Origin of the sequence: Ruegeria sp. HKCCA5763 (assembly GCF_013034545.1) — a bacterium.
GTDB lineage: Bacteria > Pseudomonadota > Alphaproteobacteria > Rhodobacterales > Rhodobacteraceae > Ruegeria.
In genome coordinates this window covers 112,221-130,916 of the sequence record NZ_WQGF01000011.1, presented here as the reverse complement: position 1 = coordinate 130,916, position 18,696 = coordinate 112,221, and the positions used below count along the sequence as shown (strand labels likewise).

20 protein-coding genes are annotated in these 18,696 nt (G+C 54.0%); 9 read left to right on the top strand and 11 right to left on the bottom strand.

Annotated elements, in window-relative coordinates; translation table 11 throughout:
• Positions 1-185 precede the first annotated feature (185 nt).
• Complete coding sequence (locus GOV89_RS17885; RefSeq protein ID WP_171180517.1) at positions 186-1,088, bottom strand: LysR substrate-binding domain-containing protein; 903 nt, start codon at positions 1,086-1,088, stop codon at positions 186-188.
• 180 nt (positions 1,089-1,268) lie between these two features.
• On the opposite strand from GOV89_RS17885, the gene ugpB reads away from it, so the two are divergent.
• The 6 genes from ugpB to GOV89_RS17855 all read left to right on the top strand — a co-directional run bounded on the left by ugpB (position 1,269) and on the right by GOV89_RS17855 (position 6,941).
• On the top strand, positions 1,269-2,579 hold the full coding sequence (gene ugpB, locus GOV89_RS17880; protein WP_171180519.1) for a sn-glycerol-3-phosphate ABC transporter substrate-binding protein UgpB: 1,311 nt from the start codon (positions 1,269-1,271) through the stop codon (positions 2,577-2,579).
• 61 nt (positions 2,580-2,640) lie between these two features.
• Positions 2,641-3,522, top strand: coding sequence for a sn-glycerol-3-phosphate ABC transporter permease UgpA (ugpA, locus tag GOV89_RS17875; protein ID WP_155150415.1), 882 nt, complete (start codon positions 2,641-2,643; stop codon positions 3,520-3,522).
• A 20-nt stretch (positions 3,523-3,542) separates the two neighbouring features.
• Entirely contained in the window at positions 3,543-4,379 is an 837-nt protein-coding gene (ugpE, locus tag GOV89_RS17870) for a sn-glycerol-3-phosphate ABC transporter permease UgpE (RefSeq protein ID WP_170353922.1), read from the top strand.
• A 3-nt stretch (positions 4,380-4,382) separates the two neighbouring features.
• Positions 4,383-5,438: a sn-glycerol-3-phosphate ABC transporter ATP-binding protein UgpC gene (ugpC, locus tag GOV89_RS17865; protein ID WP_171238751.1), complete on the top strand. Its 1,056-nt coding sequence runs from the start codon at positions 4,383-4,385 to the stop codon at positions 5,436-5,438.
• Positions 5,438-6,385, top strand: a complete 948-nt coding sequence (locus GOV89_RS17860; RefSeq protein ID WP_171238750.1) for a glycerophosphodiester phosphodiesterase family protein — start codon at positions 5,438-5,440, stop codon at positions 6,383-6,385. The genes ugpC and GOV89_RS17860 overlap by 1 nt, the downstream gene beginning before the upstream one ends.
• A 106-nt stretch (positions 6,386-6,491) precedes the next feature.
• Positions 6,492-6,941 (top strand): NUDIX hydrolase, encoded by a 450-nt coding sequence (locus GOV89_RS17855; protein ID WP_171238749.1) that lies wholly within the window; start codon positions 6,492-6,494, stop codon positions 6,939-6,941.
• A 147-nt stretch (positions 6,942-7,088) separates the two neighbouring features.
• On the opposite strand, the gene GOV89_RS17850 is transcribed toward GOV89_RS17855, so the two are convergent.
• A complete protein-coding gene (locus tag GOV89_RS17850) occupies positions 7,089-7,751 on the bottom strand; it encodes a histidine phosphatase family protein (RefSeq protein WP_171180525.1) in 663 nt (220 codons plus the stop codon).
• A gap of 421 nt (positions 7,752-8,172) precedes the next feature.
• Between GOV89_RS17850 and GOV89_RS17845 the strand changes: the two genes are divergently transcribed.
• Positions 8,173-8,469 carry a hypothetical protein gene (locus GOV89_RS17845; RefSeq protein ID WP_171180527.1) on the top strand — a complete coding sequence of 99 codons (297 nt, stop codon included), beginning with the start codon at positions 8,173-8,175 and terminating at the stop codon, positions 8,467-8,469.
• A gap of 45 nt (positions 8,470-8,514) precedes the next feature.
• Positions 8,515-9,261: a sulfite exporter TauE/SafE family protein gene (locus tag GOV89_RS17840; RefSeq protein ID WP_371809148.1), complete on the top strand. Its 747-nt coding sequence runs from the start codon at positions 8,515-8,517 to the stop codon at positions 9,259-9,261.
• A gap of 391 nt (positions 9,262-9,652) precedes the next feature.
• Here GOV89_RS17840 and GOV89_RS17835 read toward each other — a convergent pair whose 3' ends face one another.
• The 8 genes from GOV89_RS17835 to GOV89_RS17800 form a co-directional block, all read right to left on the bottom strand.
• Entirely contained in the window at positions 9,653-10,321 is a 669-nt protein-coding gene (locus GOV89_RS17835) for a fumarate hydratase C-terminal domain-containing protein (protein ID WP_171180529.1), read from the bottom strand.
• Complete coding sequence (locus GOV89_RS17830) at positions 10,318-11,274, bottom strand: fumarate hydratase (RefSeq protein ID WP_171180531.1); 957 nt, start codon at positions 11,272-11,274, stop codon at positions 10,318-10,320. Before GOV89_RS17830 ends, GOV89_RS17835 begins: the two co-directional genes overlap by 4 nt.
• On the bottom strand, positions 11,271-13,028 hold the full coding sequence (locus GOV89_RS17825) for an L-aspartate oxidase (RefSeq protein ID WP_171238748.1): 1,758 nt from the start codon (positions 13,026-13,028) through the stop codon (positions 11,271-11,273). The genes GOV89_RS17830 and GOV89_RS17825 overlap by 4 nt, the downstream gene beginning before the upstream one ends.
• 1 nt (position 13,029) lies before the next feature.
• Positions 13,030-13,383 (bottom strand): succinate dehydrogenase, encoded by a 354-nt coding sequence (locus GOV89_RS17820; protein ID WP_171209831.1) that lies wholly within the window; start codon positions 13,381-13,383, stop codon positions 13,030-13,032.
• Entirely contained in the window at positions 13,380-13,727 is a 348-nt protein-coding gene (locus GOV89_RS17815) for a succinate dehydrogenase (RefSeq protein WP_171238747.1), read from the bottom strand. The genes GOV89_RS17820 and GOV89_RS17815 overlap by 4 nt, the downstream gene beginning before the upstream one ends.
• The gene (locus tag GOV89_RS17810) at positions 13,727-14,440 is read right to left on the bottom strand and encodes a succinate dehydrogenase/fumarate reductase iron-sulfur subunit (protein ID WP_171180539.1); all 714 of its coding nucleotides are present in this window, start codon (positions 14,438-14,440) and stop codon (positions 13,727-13,729) included. The genes GOV89_RS17815 and GOV89_RS17810 overlap by 1 nt, the downstream gene beginning before the upstream one ends.
• Entirely contained in the window at positions 14,437-15,471 is a 1,035-nt protein-coding gene (locus GOV89_RS17805) for a zinc-binding dehydrogenase (RefSeq protein ID WP_171238746.1), read from the bottom strand. Before GOV89_RS17805 ends, GOV89_RS17810 begins: the two co-directional genes overlap by 4 nt.
• Positions 15,472-15,540: 69 nt before the next feature.
• Positions 15,541-16,977, bottom strand: coding sequence for an NAD-dependent succinate-semialdehyde dehydrogenase (locus tag GOV89_RS17800; RefSeq protein WP_171238770.1), 1,437 nt, complete (start codon positions 16,975-16,977; stop codon positions 15,541-15,543).
• A gap of 260 nt (positions 16,978-17,237) precedes the next feature.
• Here GOV89_RS17800 and GOV89_RS17795 point away from each other — a divergent pair, with 260 nt between their 5' ends.
• Positions 17,238-18,119 (top strand): LysR family transcriptional regulator, encoded by an 882-nt coding sequence (locus GOV89_RS17795; RefSeq protein ID WP_171180705.1) that lies wholly within the window; start codon positions 17,238-17,240, stop codon positions 18,117-18,119.
• Positions 18,120-18,215: 96 nt separating this feature from the next.
• Here the strand turns inward: GOV89_RS17795 and GOV89_RS17790 are convergent, their stop codons facing one another.
• Entirely contained in the window at positions 18,216-18,659 is a 444-nt protein-coding gene (locus GOV89_RS17790; RefSeq protein ID WP_171238745.1) for a hypothetical protein, read from the bottom strand.
• Positions 18,660-18,696: the final 37 nt, after the last annotated feature.

Sequence of the window (18,696 nt, the reverse complement as noted above, 5' to 3'; positions counted from 1 at the left end):
AGCTAGATCATCCAAGCTCAACTGTAAAACTAATCTGTGTTTCCCCGCTTTTGCCTATTAGGGCAAGGTCGATCTCCTGGGTTATTCCAAATGCTCAAGCATTGGCTTCAAGTTATGAAGATAGAAAAAGTACGGCTTGCTGACAGCGAACATTGGCGTTTTCCGCCATAAAATCAGTGATTTAGTTAGCTTGCCTTGAACGGGGCTAGGCTCTCTTGAAACTGTTCGATGAACTCTAGCGTCACCAGTGACGGTTGCTTCAAAATCGGACGCACAAGGGAAAGCGTATGTGACAAGAGCGGTTTGAACGGTCGGTAGCTCAATCCGTTGTCTGCATATTGGACGGCATCCAACTCGCTGACCACGGAAATCCCAACACCTTTTACAGCCAATTCACAAGCTGCCGTAAACTGCCTGACTTCGATGTGGGAGTTGAGTTTGACGTTGGCGCTTTGAAACGCTTTTGAAAGTTTTCCAAAAAAGTCGCTGTCGCGCCTTGTGTGAATAATCTTGGCATTCGCAAGATCCGTAGGTGACACCTCGGAGAGTTCTTCCAATTCATGTCCGGTAGGAAACACGCAAACTGTACGGACATCGATGTCTCTGCTTTCGACGGCCGGATGCCCGTTAAAGCTGTCTGTGATTCCGAAATCATATTGCTCACCGATCATCCACTCGAGAATGCGTTCTGGTCTGTCAGGCTCGATCGTCATGGTCACACCTGGCCGATTTTGTAAAAAGGTGGCGATGACGTTGGGAAGGTGACTGGTGGCGAACCCGGGCAAACATGCGATTCGGATGTGTCCCGCTTTGCGTTGGGTTATGTCCTGACTAACGTCCGAGATCTGCTTCATCAATTCCAAAACGCGCTCTACGCTGGGTTGCAGATAACGCACCTCCTGCGAAGGAACTAAGCGACCTTCGCGGCGATCAAAAAGTTGAAAGCCAAGCGATTTTTCCAGATCAGAAAGCAGTCGGCTGACCGCAGGCTGGCTTATCCCAAGATCCTTAGCTGCAGCAGTGACCGACCCGTTTGAGGAAACTGCCATGAGCGCTTCCAATTGGCGGATTCTAAAAGTTTGACTCATGCTTTGAACCTGGTTCGTTGTTTGCTTAGTAATTTCATAACGTAGTGTTATGTTTTTTTCAAAAATTTAATGCTTGAATTATAAATTTGTAACGTTAACGTCGTGAAATCGTCATGTGTGCTGATTACGCGTTGCGGTCGGTATTCAACGAAGCATCAACACTGATGCATGGGAGGAATCATGAATAAGCAATTTCTCGGCGCTCTCGCCGTAACTACTGCGTTGTCCCCCGTGGCGGCGATGGCGCAAACTGAAGTTCAGTTCTGGCACGCTTTCACCGGTCGATTGGGTGAGCTTGTTAAAGCGCAAGTTGATGAGTTCAACGCCAGCCAGGATGAGTTCGTCGTGGTCGAAAGCCACAAAGGCAATTACTCGGAAACTCTGAACGCAGGTATTGCGGCTTTCCGCGCCGGCGAGCAACCCCACATTCTGATGGTTTTCGAAGTGGGTACGGCAACGATGATGTCGGCCGAAGGTGCGATCAAACCCGTCTATGAAGTGATGGCTGAAAGCGGTGCGTCGTTTGATCCTGACGCGTACATTGGCGCTGTCAAAGGTTACTACACTACAACGGACGGTGAAATGCTCTCTCTGCCTTTCAACTCGTCCACACCGGTTCTGTGGGTCAATCGCGATGCCTTCGAAGCGGCGGGTGTTGATCCGGACACAGATCTATCGACTTGGGAAAAGGTTGGCGACGTACTTGAGCAGCTTAAGGCTGGCGGCGAGGACTGCCCGCTGGTGACCGCATGGCAAAGCTGGATTCACCTCGAGAACCTGTCGGCCTATCACGACGTTCCGTTCGCATCGCAGGACAACGGTTTTGCCGGTCTGGATACCGAACTGATGCTGAACGGTCCAGCGCAGGTTGCACACCTGACAGCAATGGGTGACTGGGCCAAGGATGGCAAGTTCATCTACACCGGGCGCAGAAACGAAGGTGGTGCAAATTTCCGGGCCGGTGAATGCGCGTTGTTCACGGAAAGCTCGGCCGGTTACGCCGGTATCAGCTCTGAAGCTGAGTTTGAGTTCGACGTAAGGCCGCTGCCCTATTGGGAAGCAGTCACCAGTGAGCCGCAGAATACCATTATCGGCGGTGCATCCCTTTGGGTTATGGAAGGCCATGATCCCGAGGAATACAAGGGCGTTGGAGAGTTCCTAAGCTTCCTTTCCTCGTCGGACGTTCAGGCTGCTTGGCACCAAAATACCGGTTATCTTCCAATCACGGCCGAAGCGGGTGAAGCTACTCGTGCTGCAGGTTTTTATGATGAAAACCCGGGCACCGACATCGCGGTAATCCAGATGACTGCGAAGGAACCAACCGCAAACTCGAAAGGTCTGCGTCTGGGCTCGTTCGACCAAATTCGCGGCATCATCGACGAAGAGCTTGAGGCCGTCTGGTCCGGTGAAAAGACCGCTCAGGAAGCGATGGATAGCGCAAAAGAGCGCGGTGACGCACTGCTGCGCCGGTTCGAATCCGCCAATCAATAAGTCGTAAACTGATGCGGGCCTATTAAGGGCCCGCATTTTCTTTCTTCGGTGGATTATCAAGATGGAAAAACGCGTCACCTTCCGCGGCTGGCTTTTGCCATTGGCGCTGATCGCCCCTCAGGTCATCATTTCCGCCGTTTTCTTCTTTTACCCCGCAGGCCAGGCCGTTTGGCAGTCTCTGTTCATACCTGATCCCTTTGGGTTGTCGTCCCAATTCGTCGGGCTCGGCAACTTTGAGTTCCTTCTGAGCGACAAGTTCTACCGCGCCTCTTTTGTGACAACAGCGGTGTTTTCAACGCTCGTAACGCTGTGTTCAATGATCCCGGCCTTGTTTCTGGCGGTCATCGCAGATCGTCTAATCAAGGGATCGGGCGTCTACCGGACATTGCTGATTTGGCCCTACGCCGTCGCCCCCGCCGTGGCTGGTGTACTGTGGCTGTTCATGTTCAACACGCGCGTTGGTGTCGTGTCTTGGTACCTCGGCCAGCTTGGCTATGACTGGAACCACGTTCTGAACGGCACCGAGGCCATGGGGTTGGTGGTTGTAGCATCGGCTTGGGGGCGCATCAGTTATAACTTCCTGTTTTTTTTCGCAGCTCTGCAATCGGTTCCGCGGTCGGTGATCGAGGCTGCCGCGATCGACGGAGCGCGCTTCTGGCGCCGGTTCTTCACAATTGTACTGCCGCTGCTATCTCCGACGGCGTTTTTCCTGCTGGTGGTGAATGTCGTTTACGCTTTCTTTGAAACCTTTGGCGTTATCCACACCATCACAGGCGGAGGCCCACAACAGGCGACGACCATTCTGGTCTACAAGGTCTTCTCAGACGGCTTCGTCGGGCAGGATCTAGGTTCATCCTCGGCGCAGTCAGTCATTCTACTAATCGTGGTCGGCCTATTGACCGTCATCCAGTTCAAATATGTGGAAAAAAGGGTGCACTACTGATGGCCGCCCAACAACACGGTATGGTCGAAAAACGCGGGATGGGGATCTGGTTGACCCATGCGCTAATGATACTTGGCGTTCTGATCATCTTCTTTCCGATCTGGCTGGCATTTGTGGCCTCGACCGTTACCCAGCCGGAAATCGTGTCACCGCCGATGCCGTTGGTTCCGGGTGATCAGTTCTGGGAAAACTACAAGGCTGCATTGTTTTCTGGCGTGAATGTGCCTGTCGCCACGATGTTGTTCAACAGCCTCGTGATGGCCATTGGTATTGCGGTGGGTAAGATCATCATTTCATTGCTGTCAGCCTTTGCGATTGTCTATTTTCGATTTCCCGGTCGAACGACGTTCTTTTGGCTAATTTTCCTGACGCTGATGCTACCGGTCGAGGTTCGCATTGTTCCAACTTTTGAAGTTGTCGCCGGGTTCGGCATGCTTAACAGCTACTATGGGTTGATCTTCCCACTTATCGCCTCGGCCACGGCAACGTTCCTGTTCCGGCAATTCTTTCTGACAATTCCAGATGAACTGGCCGAAGCAGCTCGAGTCGACGGTGCCCGCCCGATGCGGTTTTTCATTGATATCGTTGTGCCCATGAGCAGGACCAATATCGCGGCGCTGTTCGTGATCCTGTTCATCTATGGCTGGAACCAATACCTTTGGCCGCTGCTCATCACCACCGACCCTGAAATGAACACCATTGTGATGGGCATCAAACAGATGTTCCCGTCCGGCGATGATGTGGCCGAGTGGCCGGTCATCATGGCTACATCAATTCTAGCAATGATCCCACCGGTCATAGTGGTGGTATCGATGCAAAAGCTCTTTGTCCGCGGCCTTGTCGATAGCGAGAAGTAAGAAATGGCAACAGTAACCCTAGAGAACGTCAAAAAGAGCTTTGGCCCAACGGACGTCATCCACGGCATCGATATCGATATTGCTGATGGTGAGTTCATCGTGATCGTCGGACCCTCGGGCTGCGGCAAGTCCACGCTGTTGCGGATGGTTGCGGGTCTAGAAACCGTGACCGATGGCGAAATCCGAATTGGAGAAGAACGAGCCAACGACAAAGAGCCGATGGATCGCGACATCGCGATGGTGTTCCAGAACTATGCACTCTATCCACACATGTCTGTGCGCCAGAATATGGGGTACGGCCTAAAGATCGCCGGTCTGCCCAAGAGCCAGATCGACGAGAAGGTGACTGAGGCTGCCAAGCTGTTGCAACTGGAACCCTTACTGGATCGCAAACCAAGACAACTTTCCGGCGGCCAGCGTCAGAGGGTGGCAATGGGTCGGGCTATTGTCCGCGAACCAGCAGTATTCCTGTTTGATGAACCGCTGTCGAACCTAGACGCTAAACTGCGTGTTCAGATGCGTCTGGAAATTCGTGAGCTTCAGGAGAAGCTGGGCATCACCTCGCTTTACGTAACCCACGATCAGGTCGAGGCGATGACGATGGCAGACAGGATGATCGTCATGAACGGCGGTATCGCCGAACAGATTGGAACTCCGCTGGAGGTGTACGAAACACCGAGAACATTGTTCGCGGCACAGTTCATTGGCAGCCCGGCGATGAATGTGTTTGATGCCCGGCGTGAGAACGGGACAGTCAAGATCGGTGAAATAGAAGTTGGCCCATCTGCGGGTCCCGATAACGCGTTGAAGCTGGGGATCCGCCCAGAGCACCTGTTGTTGGATGATAGTGGTCCGCTAGAAGCGGCGATCCAGATGGCGGAACCGTTAGGGGCCAACACTCTGTTACACGGTCAACTCGCGAGAGGCGGCGGAGCGATCACCATAAGCCTTCCGGGAGTTCATCCGATCGAGGACCGACATCCGAATATGCGGTTTTCGGTCGCCTCTGAGCACATGCATCTGTTTGACCAATCAACCGGGGAAAGGCTGGAAAGCTAATGGGGTTTCCGCAGGTCGAAGCATTTCGTGGTGGAAACAACCTGATCCGTGTTGTGGGACATCGAGGAGCAAGAGGCGTTTTGCCTGAAAACAGCATGATTGGTTTTGATTTCTCGCTGTCCATCGGCGTACCGCTTCTTGAATTTGATGTCGTTCTAACAGCTGATGACGTTCCGGTCATAACCCACAATCATCGTCTGCACGCATCTGGCTTTCGCCACACCAATGGCCTGTTTCTGACCGGTGAAGAGCCGAAAGTCTCATCTCTGACTTTCGAGCAAATCCAACAATTCGATATTGGACGGTTAGACGGGCATTCTGACTATGGCCAACGTTTCCCGGATCAGGCGCAACTGGACGGCGTTCGTGTTCCAAGGCTGATAGACTTGCTCGATTTGGTAGCCGAAGCAAAATACGGCGATGCCTATCTGATGCTCGAACTGAAATCGGATCCTGACCTGGCTCACGATGCGATTTTTCGAGAGAACTTTGTTGGGCGAGTTCTTCAGGAGGTTCGCGCCAAAGGTCTATCTACGCGCGCGGTTTTACACAGTTTTGACTGGAACCTTTTGGAAGAATGCCAGCGGCAGGCTCCGGACATGCCGTCTTCTTACCTTACGCAGCTTCCGGAAAACGAGGACGAAGTGGGCGAAGATTCCTCGAAAGCGGTTTGCCCAGACTTTCGCGGTCGCTGCGACGAAATCCCATTTTTGGTCAAGCAAGCCGGTGGTTCGCTTTGGTGCCCATATTATGCGGATGTGACAGCAGAAAATGTGGCCCTTGCAAAAGAGCTGGGCTTATGTGTCGCCGTTTGGACTGTCAATGAGCACGAAGAAATAAGCAGGATGATCGACCTGCGCGTGGATGCAATTGTATCTGACTACCCTGGGCGGGTTCAAAGGCATCTGTCGGATTTGGGCATGGGGTGGCATATCGACAACCAGTGAATTCTGCGTCGCTAATTGGTGACGTTTTTTTGTGTTTCTACCAGTCATAATCGGAAAGGATCGGTCACATCATCACTTCAACCTGCTGTGGAGGGCGAGAAGCATAGTGGCTCAGCGTACTAAACAAGTTGCAGCATTGCCTCTGCAGTTGTTCGTCGACCGCCTCAAGGTACTCCTTATCACGTCGCGTGACACAGGGCGCTGGATCATGCCCAAGGGCTGGCCGATGGTCGGCGAGCAAGACTGGCGCGCGGCAGAAATTGAAGCGTTGGAGGAGGCTGGGGTGGAAGGTACAATTTCCCGCAAGCCGATCGGTGAGTTTGAGTACGCTAAGATTTTTAACGACGGTACCAGTGTCCTAGTGAAGGCCACCGTCTACCCGCTCTACGTCGATAAGGTGAAGCGCCGTTGGAAGGAAAGGCACGAAAGAAAAAGGCACTGGTTTTCACCGAAAGGAGCTGCGAAAGCACTCAAACAGCCAGAGCTGGAAGACTTGCTCTTAGACCTAAAAGACGACCCTAAAAAGAACAAATCAATTCGCGAATTGCTACCTTGAACCGATGCGTTGCAGTTTTTCCAGACTTAGGTCGATAGCTACTTTGCTCTGAAAAAACGGCTTAACCCTTTCATTCAGAAGTTGTTTTCTAGGCTTATAGCCAGCGGAAATCCTATATCATGGGATTAAGTGCCAAACTTCGACACCTCAGTGCTGCACGAAGGTTGATTGTCCGCATCGCAACTCGATGAAACCATCTTGAGGTTCATTCAATTCAAAAACTTCTTCTGGGGACAAGTTCAAGTAGATCCCTCGAAACACGCGCAGGGTTAAGCCGTGGCCAACAACTATGACAGCCCCCTCAAACGACTTGCCGGAATACCAAGCAAAAACCCGGTTATGTACGTCAGCATAGGATTCTCCGCCCGGCACAGGATAGTTCCAACGGTCAGAACTGCGCGCGTCCCATTCCAGGGGAAACCGCCTTATGATCTCGTTTTCCGTCAAGCCCTCCCATTGTCCAAAACTGCATTCCACCAAACGATTCTCATATTCGATGGTTTCTGGTGGTAGGCCAAGCTCTTCAAGGACGATGGAAGCCGTTTGTGCCGCTCGACCAAGTGGGCTTGAAATTACCGTCAGAGGGTGACGGCTGGATAGGCGGTGCCCCAGTCTTTTTGCACTCGCCAATGCCTGAGCGACCCCTCGCTTAGTCAAGAGCGAGTTCTGCCGACCTTGACGTCGTTTCTGCAAATTCCATTCGGTTTCACCATGGCGAAGCAAGAAAATGGTGGGGCTGAGTTTTTGGTTCAAAACGTATCTAAGCCATCCTGCACTGAAGCAAACCGAATTACCTGATTTCTCTTCCACGTAGTGCGCAGTTTAAACGGATGCCCCAGAATTCGATAGAGGCTTCGGATTTGTGCGGTTAAGTCTAGGGCGATAGAAAAAGTGGTCATACAACCTTCGCGCCAAGTGCTTTGTCGCTTCACTTGGACTGCTTTGGGCTCAGAGCAGCCGTTTTCTGGGCTCTGTTCGAGTTACCCCTACGCGGACTTTCTCTACATTCGTTTTTCGTGCCTTGCTGACGCAGCATTTGTTCGCGGCTGCGGCACACGTGCTGATGCAACGCAGCGCTTGTCGTCAATCCGGTCATTCACGAGTGTTGTTCTAGTTGGAACTGAGACTGAGCTTTCTCCGAACCGTGTTTAGAATCGAAAGACGACGACAATACGGACTTTTTTTCGCCAATGGGAATTGCGTGGCCATGGGAAGCGTTCAGATCAAAATCATGTTCGTTATTGACCGCTACAGCAACACTAAGATCGCGATTTGGCACCGAGGCAAATTGGCTGAGTGCGCTGTACGGAATCAGCCCGAACAAAATGAACTACAAGGGGAAGCGTTTGAAAATCACCCAAAGTTTGGGGCTACCGGCCAGCTTCGGTGGGAGGATGAAGATTCTGAGAGAAATACGGGGTGTCAAGAATTTTTGTCGGTTGCAACGAAAACCGCAATCGCCGTCGATTGGGCTTGGAATTGGTTGCGAAAGCGCGCAAAATTGTTGGGCTTCTTCGTAGTCAAGTAAGACTACGTATTATCTCGCTGGGCGTTGAATTTAAGGACATTGCAATTGCCAACCGAGCTCTATGTTTACCTGCTTATGGGGGCGGCAGCTGGTGGGCTCATCAACGGATTGGCGGGATTCGGCACAGCTCTTTTTGCACTTGGCTTCTGGCTAAATGTCATGCCGCCGGTTCAGGCGGTTTCAGTGGTTGTTGTGATGTCCGTCGCCAGCGGTTTGCAAGGCGTTTGGTTGGTACGAAGGTCCATTGCAAATCAGCCAAGGCGCCTCGCGCGCTTCCTGCTGCCCGCTCTTCCAGGGATACCGATGGGCGTAGCCGCTCTTTCGTACATTCCGGTGGAGACACTTAAGATGATCATCGCAGGTTTCATGCTGCTCTATGGCGGATTTTTCACTTTCCGCACCACGTTGCCAAAACTCGAACGCCCCGCACCAATAATCGAATGCATCGTCGGATTCTTTGGTGGCTTACTTGGAGGTGCCGCATCGTTGTCGGGCGCATTGCCGACGATGTGGTGCGCCATGTGTCCTTGGCCTAAGGCTGAAACCCGTGCTGTGCTTCAGCCTTTTAACGTGGCTGTCTTGGCGCTCGCGTGTATCATGTTTGCGGTCAACGGAGCCTATTCGTGGGATACGCTGATACTCATCGGCTTAGCGCTTCCTGTTACTATTGTCTTTGCCCAGATCGGGATCTCGCTGTTCAAGCGGCTGGACGATGATCAATTTCGTCGCTTGATCATCGCAATGATGTTTCTGTCGGGCATTATACTGATGCTGCGCGCGCTGATTACTTAATTCGAGGTGCCTTAAGGAAAAGTGTTCGCGCGAATGTGAGAAATTGCGGGTACTCTGGACATCGCGGAATACTCTGACTGTACTTCACTTGCCAGTTGCCTGAAGGCCAGCGCCCTAAGTGAGATCACCGGTTCCTAACGCCGCACAAAGCATCACCAATCTACGACCAAAAATAGAGAAGCTCGGCAATCCAGAACTCTGGATGAACTCTTGCTCTTCCAATGCCTCGAAATGCGGTTGCAGCACCGCTGTCTCTATTTCCAAGGATTAACCCGTGTCAGCCACGGACATCGGTCGATCTGACTTCACCAATGTCTCCAGGATAAACAATGGTATGAGGCACTCCGATTCCCGTGCGACTTCATCTTTATGCGCATCGATAGGCATACCTTCAAATGACCTCATCCGTGCGGTCGTCACTTTCGCCATAGCGTTTAAGGGTTGCAGGCCTGGTGCCCTCGTAGACCCGTGCTACGTTCTTAGCGATTTTGGCGTTTTCCCGTTCAAAAAGACAGTCACCGTACATGTCGGAGGCGACGATGAAGGGGCCCATGCGGTTGCATTTGAGAACCCACATCGCCTGCGCGAGGCCGAGTTCCTCGTTCCAGTGCACAGCCTCGACATTCTCAACGCCGCGCCCAAGAAGCGCACCCGTGCCGTATCCGACGGTCGACAGGTAGACTGCGCCATTAGGCACGAAGTATTCCTTGTAGTCCTTCGATGTCATGCCGCCCTTGCCGACGATTAACTTTGCCCCGGTCTTGGCCATCCATTCAGGCAACCATTTGGCAAAGCGGAAAGATGCCGTCGCCGTCACAGCGCCCATGTCAAAAGACCCATCCGGGTTGATTCGAGCGGCGGGTGAGCAGTGGAAGTTGGCGGCGGATTGGGAGGGCAACTCCATCGGGATATTCGCCTTTTCCTCTAGAGCGCGCATATAGACGCCTTCTCGAGCTGTGTACATCAGGCCATCAAGGTAGACGACATCGCCCAGGCGCAGATCTGCGATCTCTTCGTCGGCGGGGGTGGTGGACAGGATGATTTCACGCGGTGCGCTCATTCTGCTGCCTCCCGCATAGGTTCCCAGTCAATGGTTTCACGACGCTGATAGTCGGTGAACCAGTCTGGGTCCGTGCGATGTTCGACTTGCCCGTCCGCGTGGATGCGGGCGACGGCGCGGCGCGAGCTTAGACAGAACGCATGCACCGACATGGGCATTCCGCCCGTGTGGCAATACCCAACTTCGATATTACAATCGATTACCATGTTCTTGCCGACAAACCCCATGGCACCCATGCCGATAGAGTTGCCAAGTTCTTTGAATTCATCCTCCATCTTGGCGATTTCTGGATCGCTGTTACGCGATCCGACGATCCGCAACGTCGAGGCGCGTTTGCCCAGTGTCATGCAGATATCCTTGGATCCCCCCAACCCGATGCCGATGATGGCAGGCTGGCAGGCAAGGCCGCGTTTGCCGAAAGCCATAAGGCTGTCGAGGTAGAAACGCTTGATCCCCTGAATACCATCAGACGGGAACAGCATCCGGTAATCCGAACCAAAAAGCCCGCCCTTGTGGACGGTGATCAGATCTACCCATGCGCCCTCGGGCTCATAGCCATATTCGATCTCCGGCGCGCCGATGCCCACGTTGTTGTTGTGATCCGTCCGCCACAATGGATGCACTCGGTTCGGTCGTAGCGGAACACCGTTGGTGGCATTCGCCGTTGCGCGGCGCAGAGCGGCTTCAAGTGCGACCATACCGCCTTCAACCTGCGCTTCGTTGCCCATCTTGACGAACCAGCGCGGCACGCCAGTATCACCGCACATCGCGCGTCGGTCTTCCTTGGCGGCCTCGTAATTTTCCAGCATCGCCTTGAGAACAAACGACGACAGATCGCCGTCTTCTGTCCTAGCGGCCTCTTGCAAGCCATCGAGGTAGTCTTGCGGGATTTCAATAGCGGCCTTGTCCATCAGGGTTTCGGCGGTGGATTGGATCAGGTTTATGGGTATCATTGTGCTGCAACCAATGTTTCAGGCGCACCTTCGGGCAAGACAGTCTCGCCCGGACGCACGATGGTGAATTTAACGGGTTCATTGTTCACAGCCACCCTGCCGTTTTGCAGTGTTGCGACAGTAAATGCGCTGTCTTCCATCGCACCAGGCTCTGGATAGTCTTCACGGAAATGCGCCCCGCGGGAGTTTTCACGAGCAATCCCGGCTTTGGCAATGACCTCGGATACATCGCACAGTGAACGTAGATTTAGCCAGTCATGCCAAGTCAGGTTAAACGCTAGATTACTGTCCTCAACACCTACATCCATCAAGGCCTCAGAGACGCTTGCTATCCCTTTCAACCCGCGCTTCATGCCAGCCTCGGTGCGCATGACACCCACGTCGTCCCACATGATATTCTGCAACTGCTTTCGCAGCGGTAGGACAAGATCCGGCTTGCGGCTCAGCGGATAGATGGCGCGCTCGAACTCTGCCGCCAGCACATCTTCGTCTGGGTCACGCAGGCTCATGCCTGCCACATCGCGCCCCATCGTGTCGCCTGCGATACCGCCATAGACGGTGGAATTGGCCACACCATTCCCGCCTAAGCGGTTGGACCCATGGGCGCCGCCGGCGTCCTCGCCGGCGACATAAAGACCCTCCATCTCCGTGCGCGTGTCGACATCGACGACGACGCCGCCCATGAAGTAATGCGCCGTTGGCACAACTTCGACCTTACCGGCGGCCAGATCGAAGCCGCTGTCAGCGCAGCGGTTGACCATGCCTTTAAACTTCTTACGCACGTTATCCGGCCCAAGATGTGCCATTGAGATGAAGACGCCCTCTTGTTCGGGATTGTTGTTCTTGCGCATCTCGGCATAGATACCCCTACTGACCACATCACGGGTGGCACGTTCGCCTCTGTCGTCATAATCGAACATGAACCGCTGACCAGTGTGGCTGATGAGCTGTCCACCAGCGCCGCGCAGGCCTTCTTCCAGAACGGTGCCGGTCATGCGGGTATGATCCCCGGCAAGCAGCCCTGTTGGGTGAAACTGCACCATTTCCATGTCCCGCAAAGTTAGCCCCGCACGCAAAGCCATGGCCAGACCATCCATGGTCTTGTCACCGGATGGAGTGTGGTATTTGTACATGGTCGGCCCGCCGCCCGTGCCCATCATCACCGTTTTGGCACGCACCAGACGGAACTTGCCAGTCCGCATGTCGATCATCAGAACGCCCGCCAGCGCACGGCTGTCTTTGGTCGGGATTAGACCCACCGCGCGGTGTTCTTGCAGTTTCTCAACACCGGAGGCGAGGACCTTTTCCATCAACCGATTGATGATCTCGATCCCCGTCAGATCACCCTTGTGAACCGTCCGGTCCGCCGTTTGCCCGGCAAATGCCTTTTGGTGTAGCGACCCGTCCGCGTTGCGGTCAAAGAAACACCCGACCTCGTTTTCCAGCTCGCGAATGCGGATCACGGCCTGCTCACACAAGCGCCACGCCATGTCCTGATTGGGCAGCCATTTGCCGCCATTGATCGTGTCCATGAAGTGCCGTTCAACCGTATCGCCGCCCCCAAGGGCCACGTTGTACCCGCCCTGAACCATTCGAGTGCAGCCGCATTTTCCGATCAAGCCTTTCACCGCGATGGTGATTTTCGCCCCCTCTGGTGCTGTCTGCTGGGCGTGAAGTGCAGCGAACAAGCCAGCGCCTCCGGTGCCGAGGATAAGAATGTCGGTGTCGTGGCGTTCAATGTCAGAAACTTTCATGTCAAATCGCTTTCATGAAAAAGAGAATCGCAATGCAAAAAGATCCCGCCGTTGCACCTGCCGCTAGTGTCTTTTGGGGTGCGCTCCACGGCAGCCATTCCATCGCTATCAGACGCAAACCGCCAAACATGTGAATAGCCAGAAGGAAAACGAGACCAAACTCTGCGATCTTCACCGCGGCCGCTTCGGTGAGATGAAGGAAGCCGTCCAGCCTAACGGGGTCTGTCATCGCCATGGCCAGCACCCAGAAGTGTAGGGGCAGGAACAAGGCCAGCGCGAGCCCGGACAGGCGGTGCAGGATATAGGCAAGCCACAGGGGATGCGCGCGGGATGTGATGCCTTTTGCCGCCTTCATACGCCCACTCCTTGCGAAAAGGTCACCGCCCAAACGGCGCGCGCGCCAAGCGCTAACAAACCCAGTCCAACAAGCCACATGAACCCTTCCAACGCAGCGCCTTTCAATCCGCCCCATTCCAACGCGATAGCACGCAAGCCAATGGCGCCATGGATGGAAACCGCGACTACGAAGATGCCATAGAACAGAAACCAGAGCACAGACCCTTGGGTACGCTCCAAGATCTCAGCAGCACTCAACCCACCCTGAATGGCATAGATCATCACCGCCAGATGCCCGACCACAAAGGGGGCCATCAGCAGCGCGCTTAGCCGTTGAAACATGTAAAGCCGCAAACTCAGCATCAGCGCCCCCTCTTGAAGAAGTTTTTTGCGGTTTCTCGTTTCAGCCCCGCGATAGCTGACATCGGGTTCAGCTCATTCGGACAATACATCGTGCATGACCCCATCGAGTGACAGTTGTGACATCCACCACTGCCGGAAACAGCATCCAAAATCGCGACGCGCCCTTCGTCCTTCGCATCGTTCAGGAGGGTCCAGGCCCGCTGTAAAGCAGCCGGACCGAGGTAGTCGGGGTTGCTCGCCACTGTGTCACAAGCGGCGTAACACACAGAACAATTGATGCATTCAATTCCGGCATTCGCTTCGACCCTCGTGGCGCTTGTCTCATGCACCGGGGCAATCTCGTCATCTCGTGTGAGAGCGCCGTGATGCACACCTTCGGCGGCAACCCATTTGTCAAAAAACGGATCCATATCAACGGCCAGATCCTTGATGACGGGCAAGTTGCGCAACGGTCCGATCATCACCGCATTGCCATCAACAACCTTGGAGATGTGTGTGCGACAAGTCCAGCGCGGGACACCGTTGACCATCATCGCACAGCTGCCGCACATGCCGACACGACAGGCAAACCGATAACTCAAGGTCGGGTCCGCGTTTTGCTGCACCCAGGACACTACATCCAATACAGTCTGGTTCTCATAGGCGGGCACATCGAAAGTTTCGACGCGGTCTGCATCGCGCTGAATGGTGACTTTCAGAACCTCTGCCGTCATTTGGAGAAATCCGTAATCACTGCTGTTCCGGGACGCGTCGGGCCCTTCATCGAGCGCAATTCAGCACTTGCCCCAGATAGGGTGACTTCGCGATCCAACATGGGGGTAAGATCCACGTCGCCCCGTTCGATCATCTCCAACAAAGACGGGTATTTCCATGCAGGCATGCCGCGGGTCCCGAAAAAGGCCAATTGTTTGGAATAGATGGCACGCATGTTAACCTCCATTATGCCATCACTGGCGGGCATGCCCACATGCACGTGCCGACCAAGGGTGGCGAGACATTCAACAGATGCGTTCGTCGTCTGCGCGATGCCAAGCGCCTCAAGTGAGACCTGCGCACCGCCCTTGGTGATCTCGCGGATGGCGTCGGGAACATCCTCGGTCGCTGCGTTCACGGTTGCATCTGCGCCCAGCGTCAGCGCATGATCCAGCTTTTCCTGAACGACATCGACGACAACAACCCGCGCCCCCAGCATTTTGGCCAGAAGCAAAGCCGACAGGCCAATGCCGCCCGTGCCATGTACGGCGACCCATTCACCTGCCCGCACATTAGCGCGATCAGTCAATGCGTGCCACGCGGTTGTGACCCGACAGCCAAGACCAGCGGCCAGCGCGTCTGGCATTGTTTCAGGCAAGTGAACTAGGTTGTGGTCAAACGGAACGGCAACAAATTCTGCGTAGGCGCCCGGCGCGCCAAAACCGGGGACAATAGCACTTTCACAGGTGTTCGAGTGACCCGTCTGACACGCCAGGCAATCACCACAGCCCAAAATGAACGGGGCGATCAGTTTGTCGCCGATCTTGTGTTTGGCCTGCGCGCCTGCCTCGACCACTGTTCCGCAGTATTCATGCCCTAGGATTGAACCACTGGTGACTTTGGGATGACTGCCCACCCATCCATGAAAATCAGAACGACACACCCCGCAGGCAGCCACTTCGAGAACAACGCCGTTCTCGGGGCAGCTTGGGTCCTCTACCGTTTCAATGGAAAGATCTTCATTGAAGTCTCTGACAACAGCGGCGCGCATCGTTCATTCCCTTATTTGTCGAGCCAAGCTCTGTGCAGCTCCGTCCCCTCGGGACGCGGTGATTTCTTGTCAGGCGTCCAAACCGGCAACGCACATGTATTTGACAGACAGGTAATCCTCCGAACCCTGACTACCGCCTTCCTTGCCCATACCGCTTTCCTTGAGTCCTCCGAACGGAGCTTCGACGGTCGTGATCAGGCCGGAGTTGATCCCGATCAACCCATACTGAAGCCCATCATTTAGCCGAAAAGTGCGCCCGAGCGATTTGGTGTAGGCGTAAGCTGCAAGGCCGAACTCGGTGGCGTTAGCGGCTTCAAAAGCTTCTTGTTCGGTCTCGAACTTGAAGACAACGGAAAGCGGGCCAAAGATCTCTTCGGTTGCGCATTTCATGTCGGCGTTTGCAGCGGTGATCACTGTTGGTTCAAAAAAGGTGCCGCCTATCTCGTGCCTTTTGCCACCAGAGACGATTTTGCCACCCTTGGAAGTCGCATCCGCGATCATATCTTCCACTTTCTCGACGCCTGCCATGTCGATCATCGGCCCTTGTGCGACACCATCATGCGCGCCATCCCCGACAACCAATTCCTCGGACGCCTGCTTTAGCCGCGCGACAAAGGCGTCGTGAATACAAGCCTGTACGTAGAAGCGGTTCGTGCACACGCAGGTCTGGCCCATGTTGCGATACTTCGCGATCATTGCCCCTTCGATAGCCGCATCAATATCTGCATCGTTAAACACGATGAACGGTGCATTGCCCCCTAGCTCCATCGACACTTTCTTGAACGTGTCTGCAGATTGGCGGATCAACACTTTGCCAACGTCTGTTGACCCGGTAAAGGTGACCTTGCGCACATCAGGGCTGGCCATCATGGCTCCGGCGATTTCTCGGGCGGAGCCGGTCAGGATGCTGACGACACCGTCAGGAAAACCGACATCCTGGCACAGCTTGACCCAGGCAAGACCAGAATAGGGCGTAGCCGTCGCTGGTTTTGCAACTATCGTGCATCCTGCGGCAAGCGCGGGTGAGGGCTTTCGCGCCAACATGGAGGACGGAAAATTCCACGGTGTGATTGCCCCCACAACTCCCACAGGATGGCGTGTCACCATGAGTTTGCGATCGGCGGTCGGAGACGGCACAATCTCGCCTTTGGCGCGCCGCACCTCTTCAGCAAACCAGCGCACATAGGCCGCGCCGATGGCAATTTCGCCACGCGCCTCGGCAAGCGGCTTGCCTTGCTCTGCTGTCAGCAGCTGCGCCAGGATTTCCTGGTTGTCCATCAATGCGTCGTGCAACTTATGCAGCAGACCAACACGGAAAGACAGATTGCTGGTTGACCAGCCGTCGAACGCTTCCGTCGCTGCCGCAATCGCGCGATTGGTCTCGCTTATACCGCAACTAGGCACATGTTCGATGACTGTACCAGTTGCCGGGTTCGTCACCGAAATGGTCTCACCGCTTTCCGATCCGCTCCAAGCGCCGCCGATCAAGTTGGCCTGTTGCAACATGTCACCATAGTCACTCACGGAATTTCCCTCTAAACAAGCGATGAGAAGCGCACCGGACACAGCCGAAAAGCCACGATAGTGACTCTGATTAACAGTAAGACAATCTGTAAATAAGCGAAAAAATATTTATATTAAATTTAGTAAAGCTTTCAAAATACCATTTGGTCGTTATAGAGACAGTCATTAGCTCGTGCGGCCCCAAGGCCCCAAGCGGCCCGACATTGGCTGAAAAATCGACCCAATGGGTGAAAGGATTGGACATGACGATCCGGCAACTCCGAACCCTAGTTGCTATTGCAGACACCAAAACATTTGGTGAAGCCGCGAATGTCATTCACGTGACCCATGCCGCGATCAGTCAGCAAATGCAGGCACTTGAGGCCCAGCTGGACATTGAACTGTTTGATCGGAGCACGCGCACGCCAAAGCTTACCCCAGCGGCGCATCTGATCGTTGCAAAGGCCCGAACGCTAGTCGATGCTTATGACAATCTGGTACCGTCCGCCTTAGAAGACGGCGGCCTCAAAGGCATTATCACTCTTGGAACTCTGCGTACGACACTGACAGGGCTAACGCCAAAGGCGATGGCAGCCTTGAAATCCAAGTGGCCCGAAATTGGGCTTCACATTCGCCCTGGGCTGACAGGCGCCTTGCTAACAGAGATTGAACGTGGAGGCCTGGACGCTGCAATTGTTGTCAAACCAAACTTGATGCCTGCCGGTCTCACCTTTCGAGAACTGGCGCAAGAGCCAATGCAACTGATCGCATCCATCGACGAAACAGAAGTGGACCCGGTGGTTCTTTTGAAATCCAAGCCATTTATTCGATTCGATAGGAACGCTGTTGCAGGGACTCTAATAGACAATTGGCTTCTCTCGAAACGTATTCAGGTGGCTGAGACAATGGAATTGGATAGCCCAGAAGCGATTGTATCGATGGTACACGCCCGCCTTGGTGTATCCATCGTCCCTGATCTTGCGGTCAAGCCGTTTGATGCCGTCCCAGTAATGCGCATTGGCCTCGGCCCGGATGCGCCAATAAGAACGCTCGGCCTAGTTTACAGAGACAACCAAGTCAAAAAACGGGTTCTCGACGAGTTATTCGAGGCGCTCATGCATGCCATTGAGATATCGCAAAAGTGACAATCGCGAAATAAGGAAAGTATCTTGTTTCAAGAGCCGTCTCACTTTGACCTGATGAAAGAATATCACGGTAGTGAATCCGAGAAGGTATTTGCTTCAGTCCATTAGCGACGTGACAAATTTTCTGATTTCTGCCTTCGCATACCTGTTGCGAAGGGAAATAGGAGCTGCAACATAAATGATTGCGGCGACCATTATGGCACCCAAGCACCACTCCGGCAGAATGAAGACCAGAACGCAGCAGAGCAGGATCAGTCCTACGTCAACCCACCAAGATCCTTTATTGGGCAACGGAGAAAAAATGGTTTCCGCCGACAGTACTTCAGTTTCGTGTTCTGACCTTGCAAGTGTTGTGATAGCTCGGTACCCGTAAGCGTCAAAGCAAACCTTGTTGCGACTCCTGGGAATCAATTGCCAACCGTGCTGCACCGCAGTCCGCGAAATGTATTCCTCCAAAGCCCACTGTGAAGAAATTTGTTCGCCCATTCTGAATTGTTGGCAAAGGACGTTCTCTGGCTCGTGTGTTACGACTTCTGACATCAACCCTCCGCGTCCTGAAGTGCTTAGCATCCTAGCG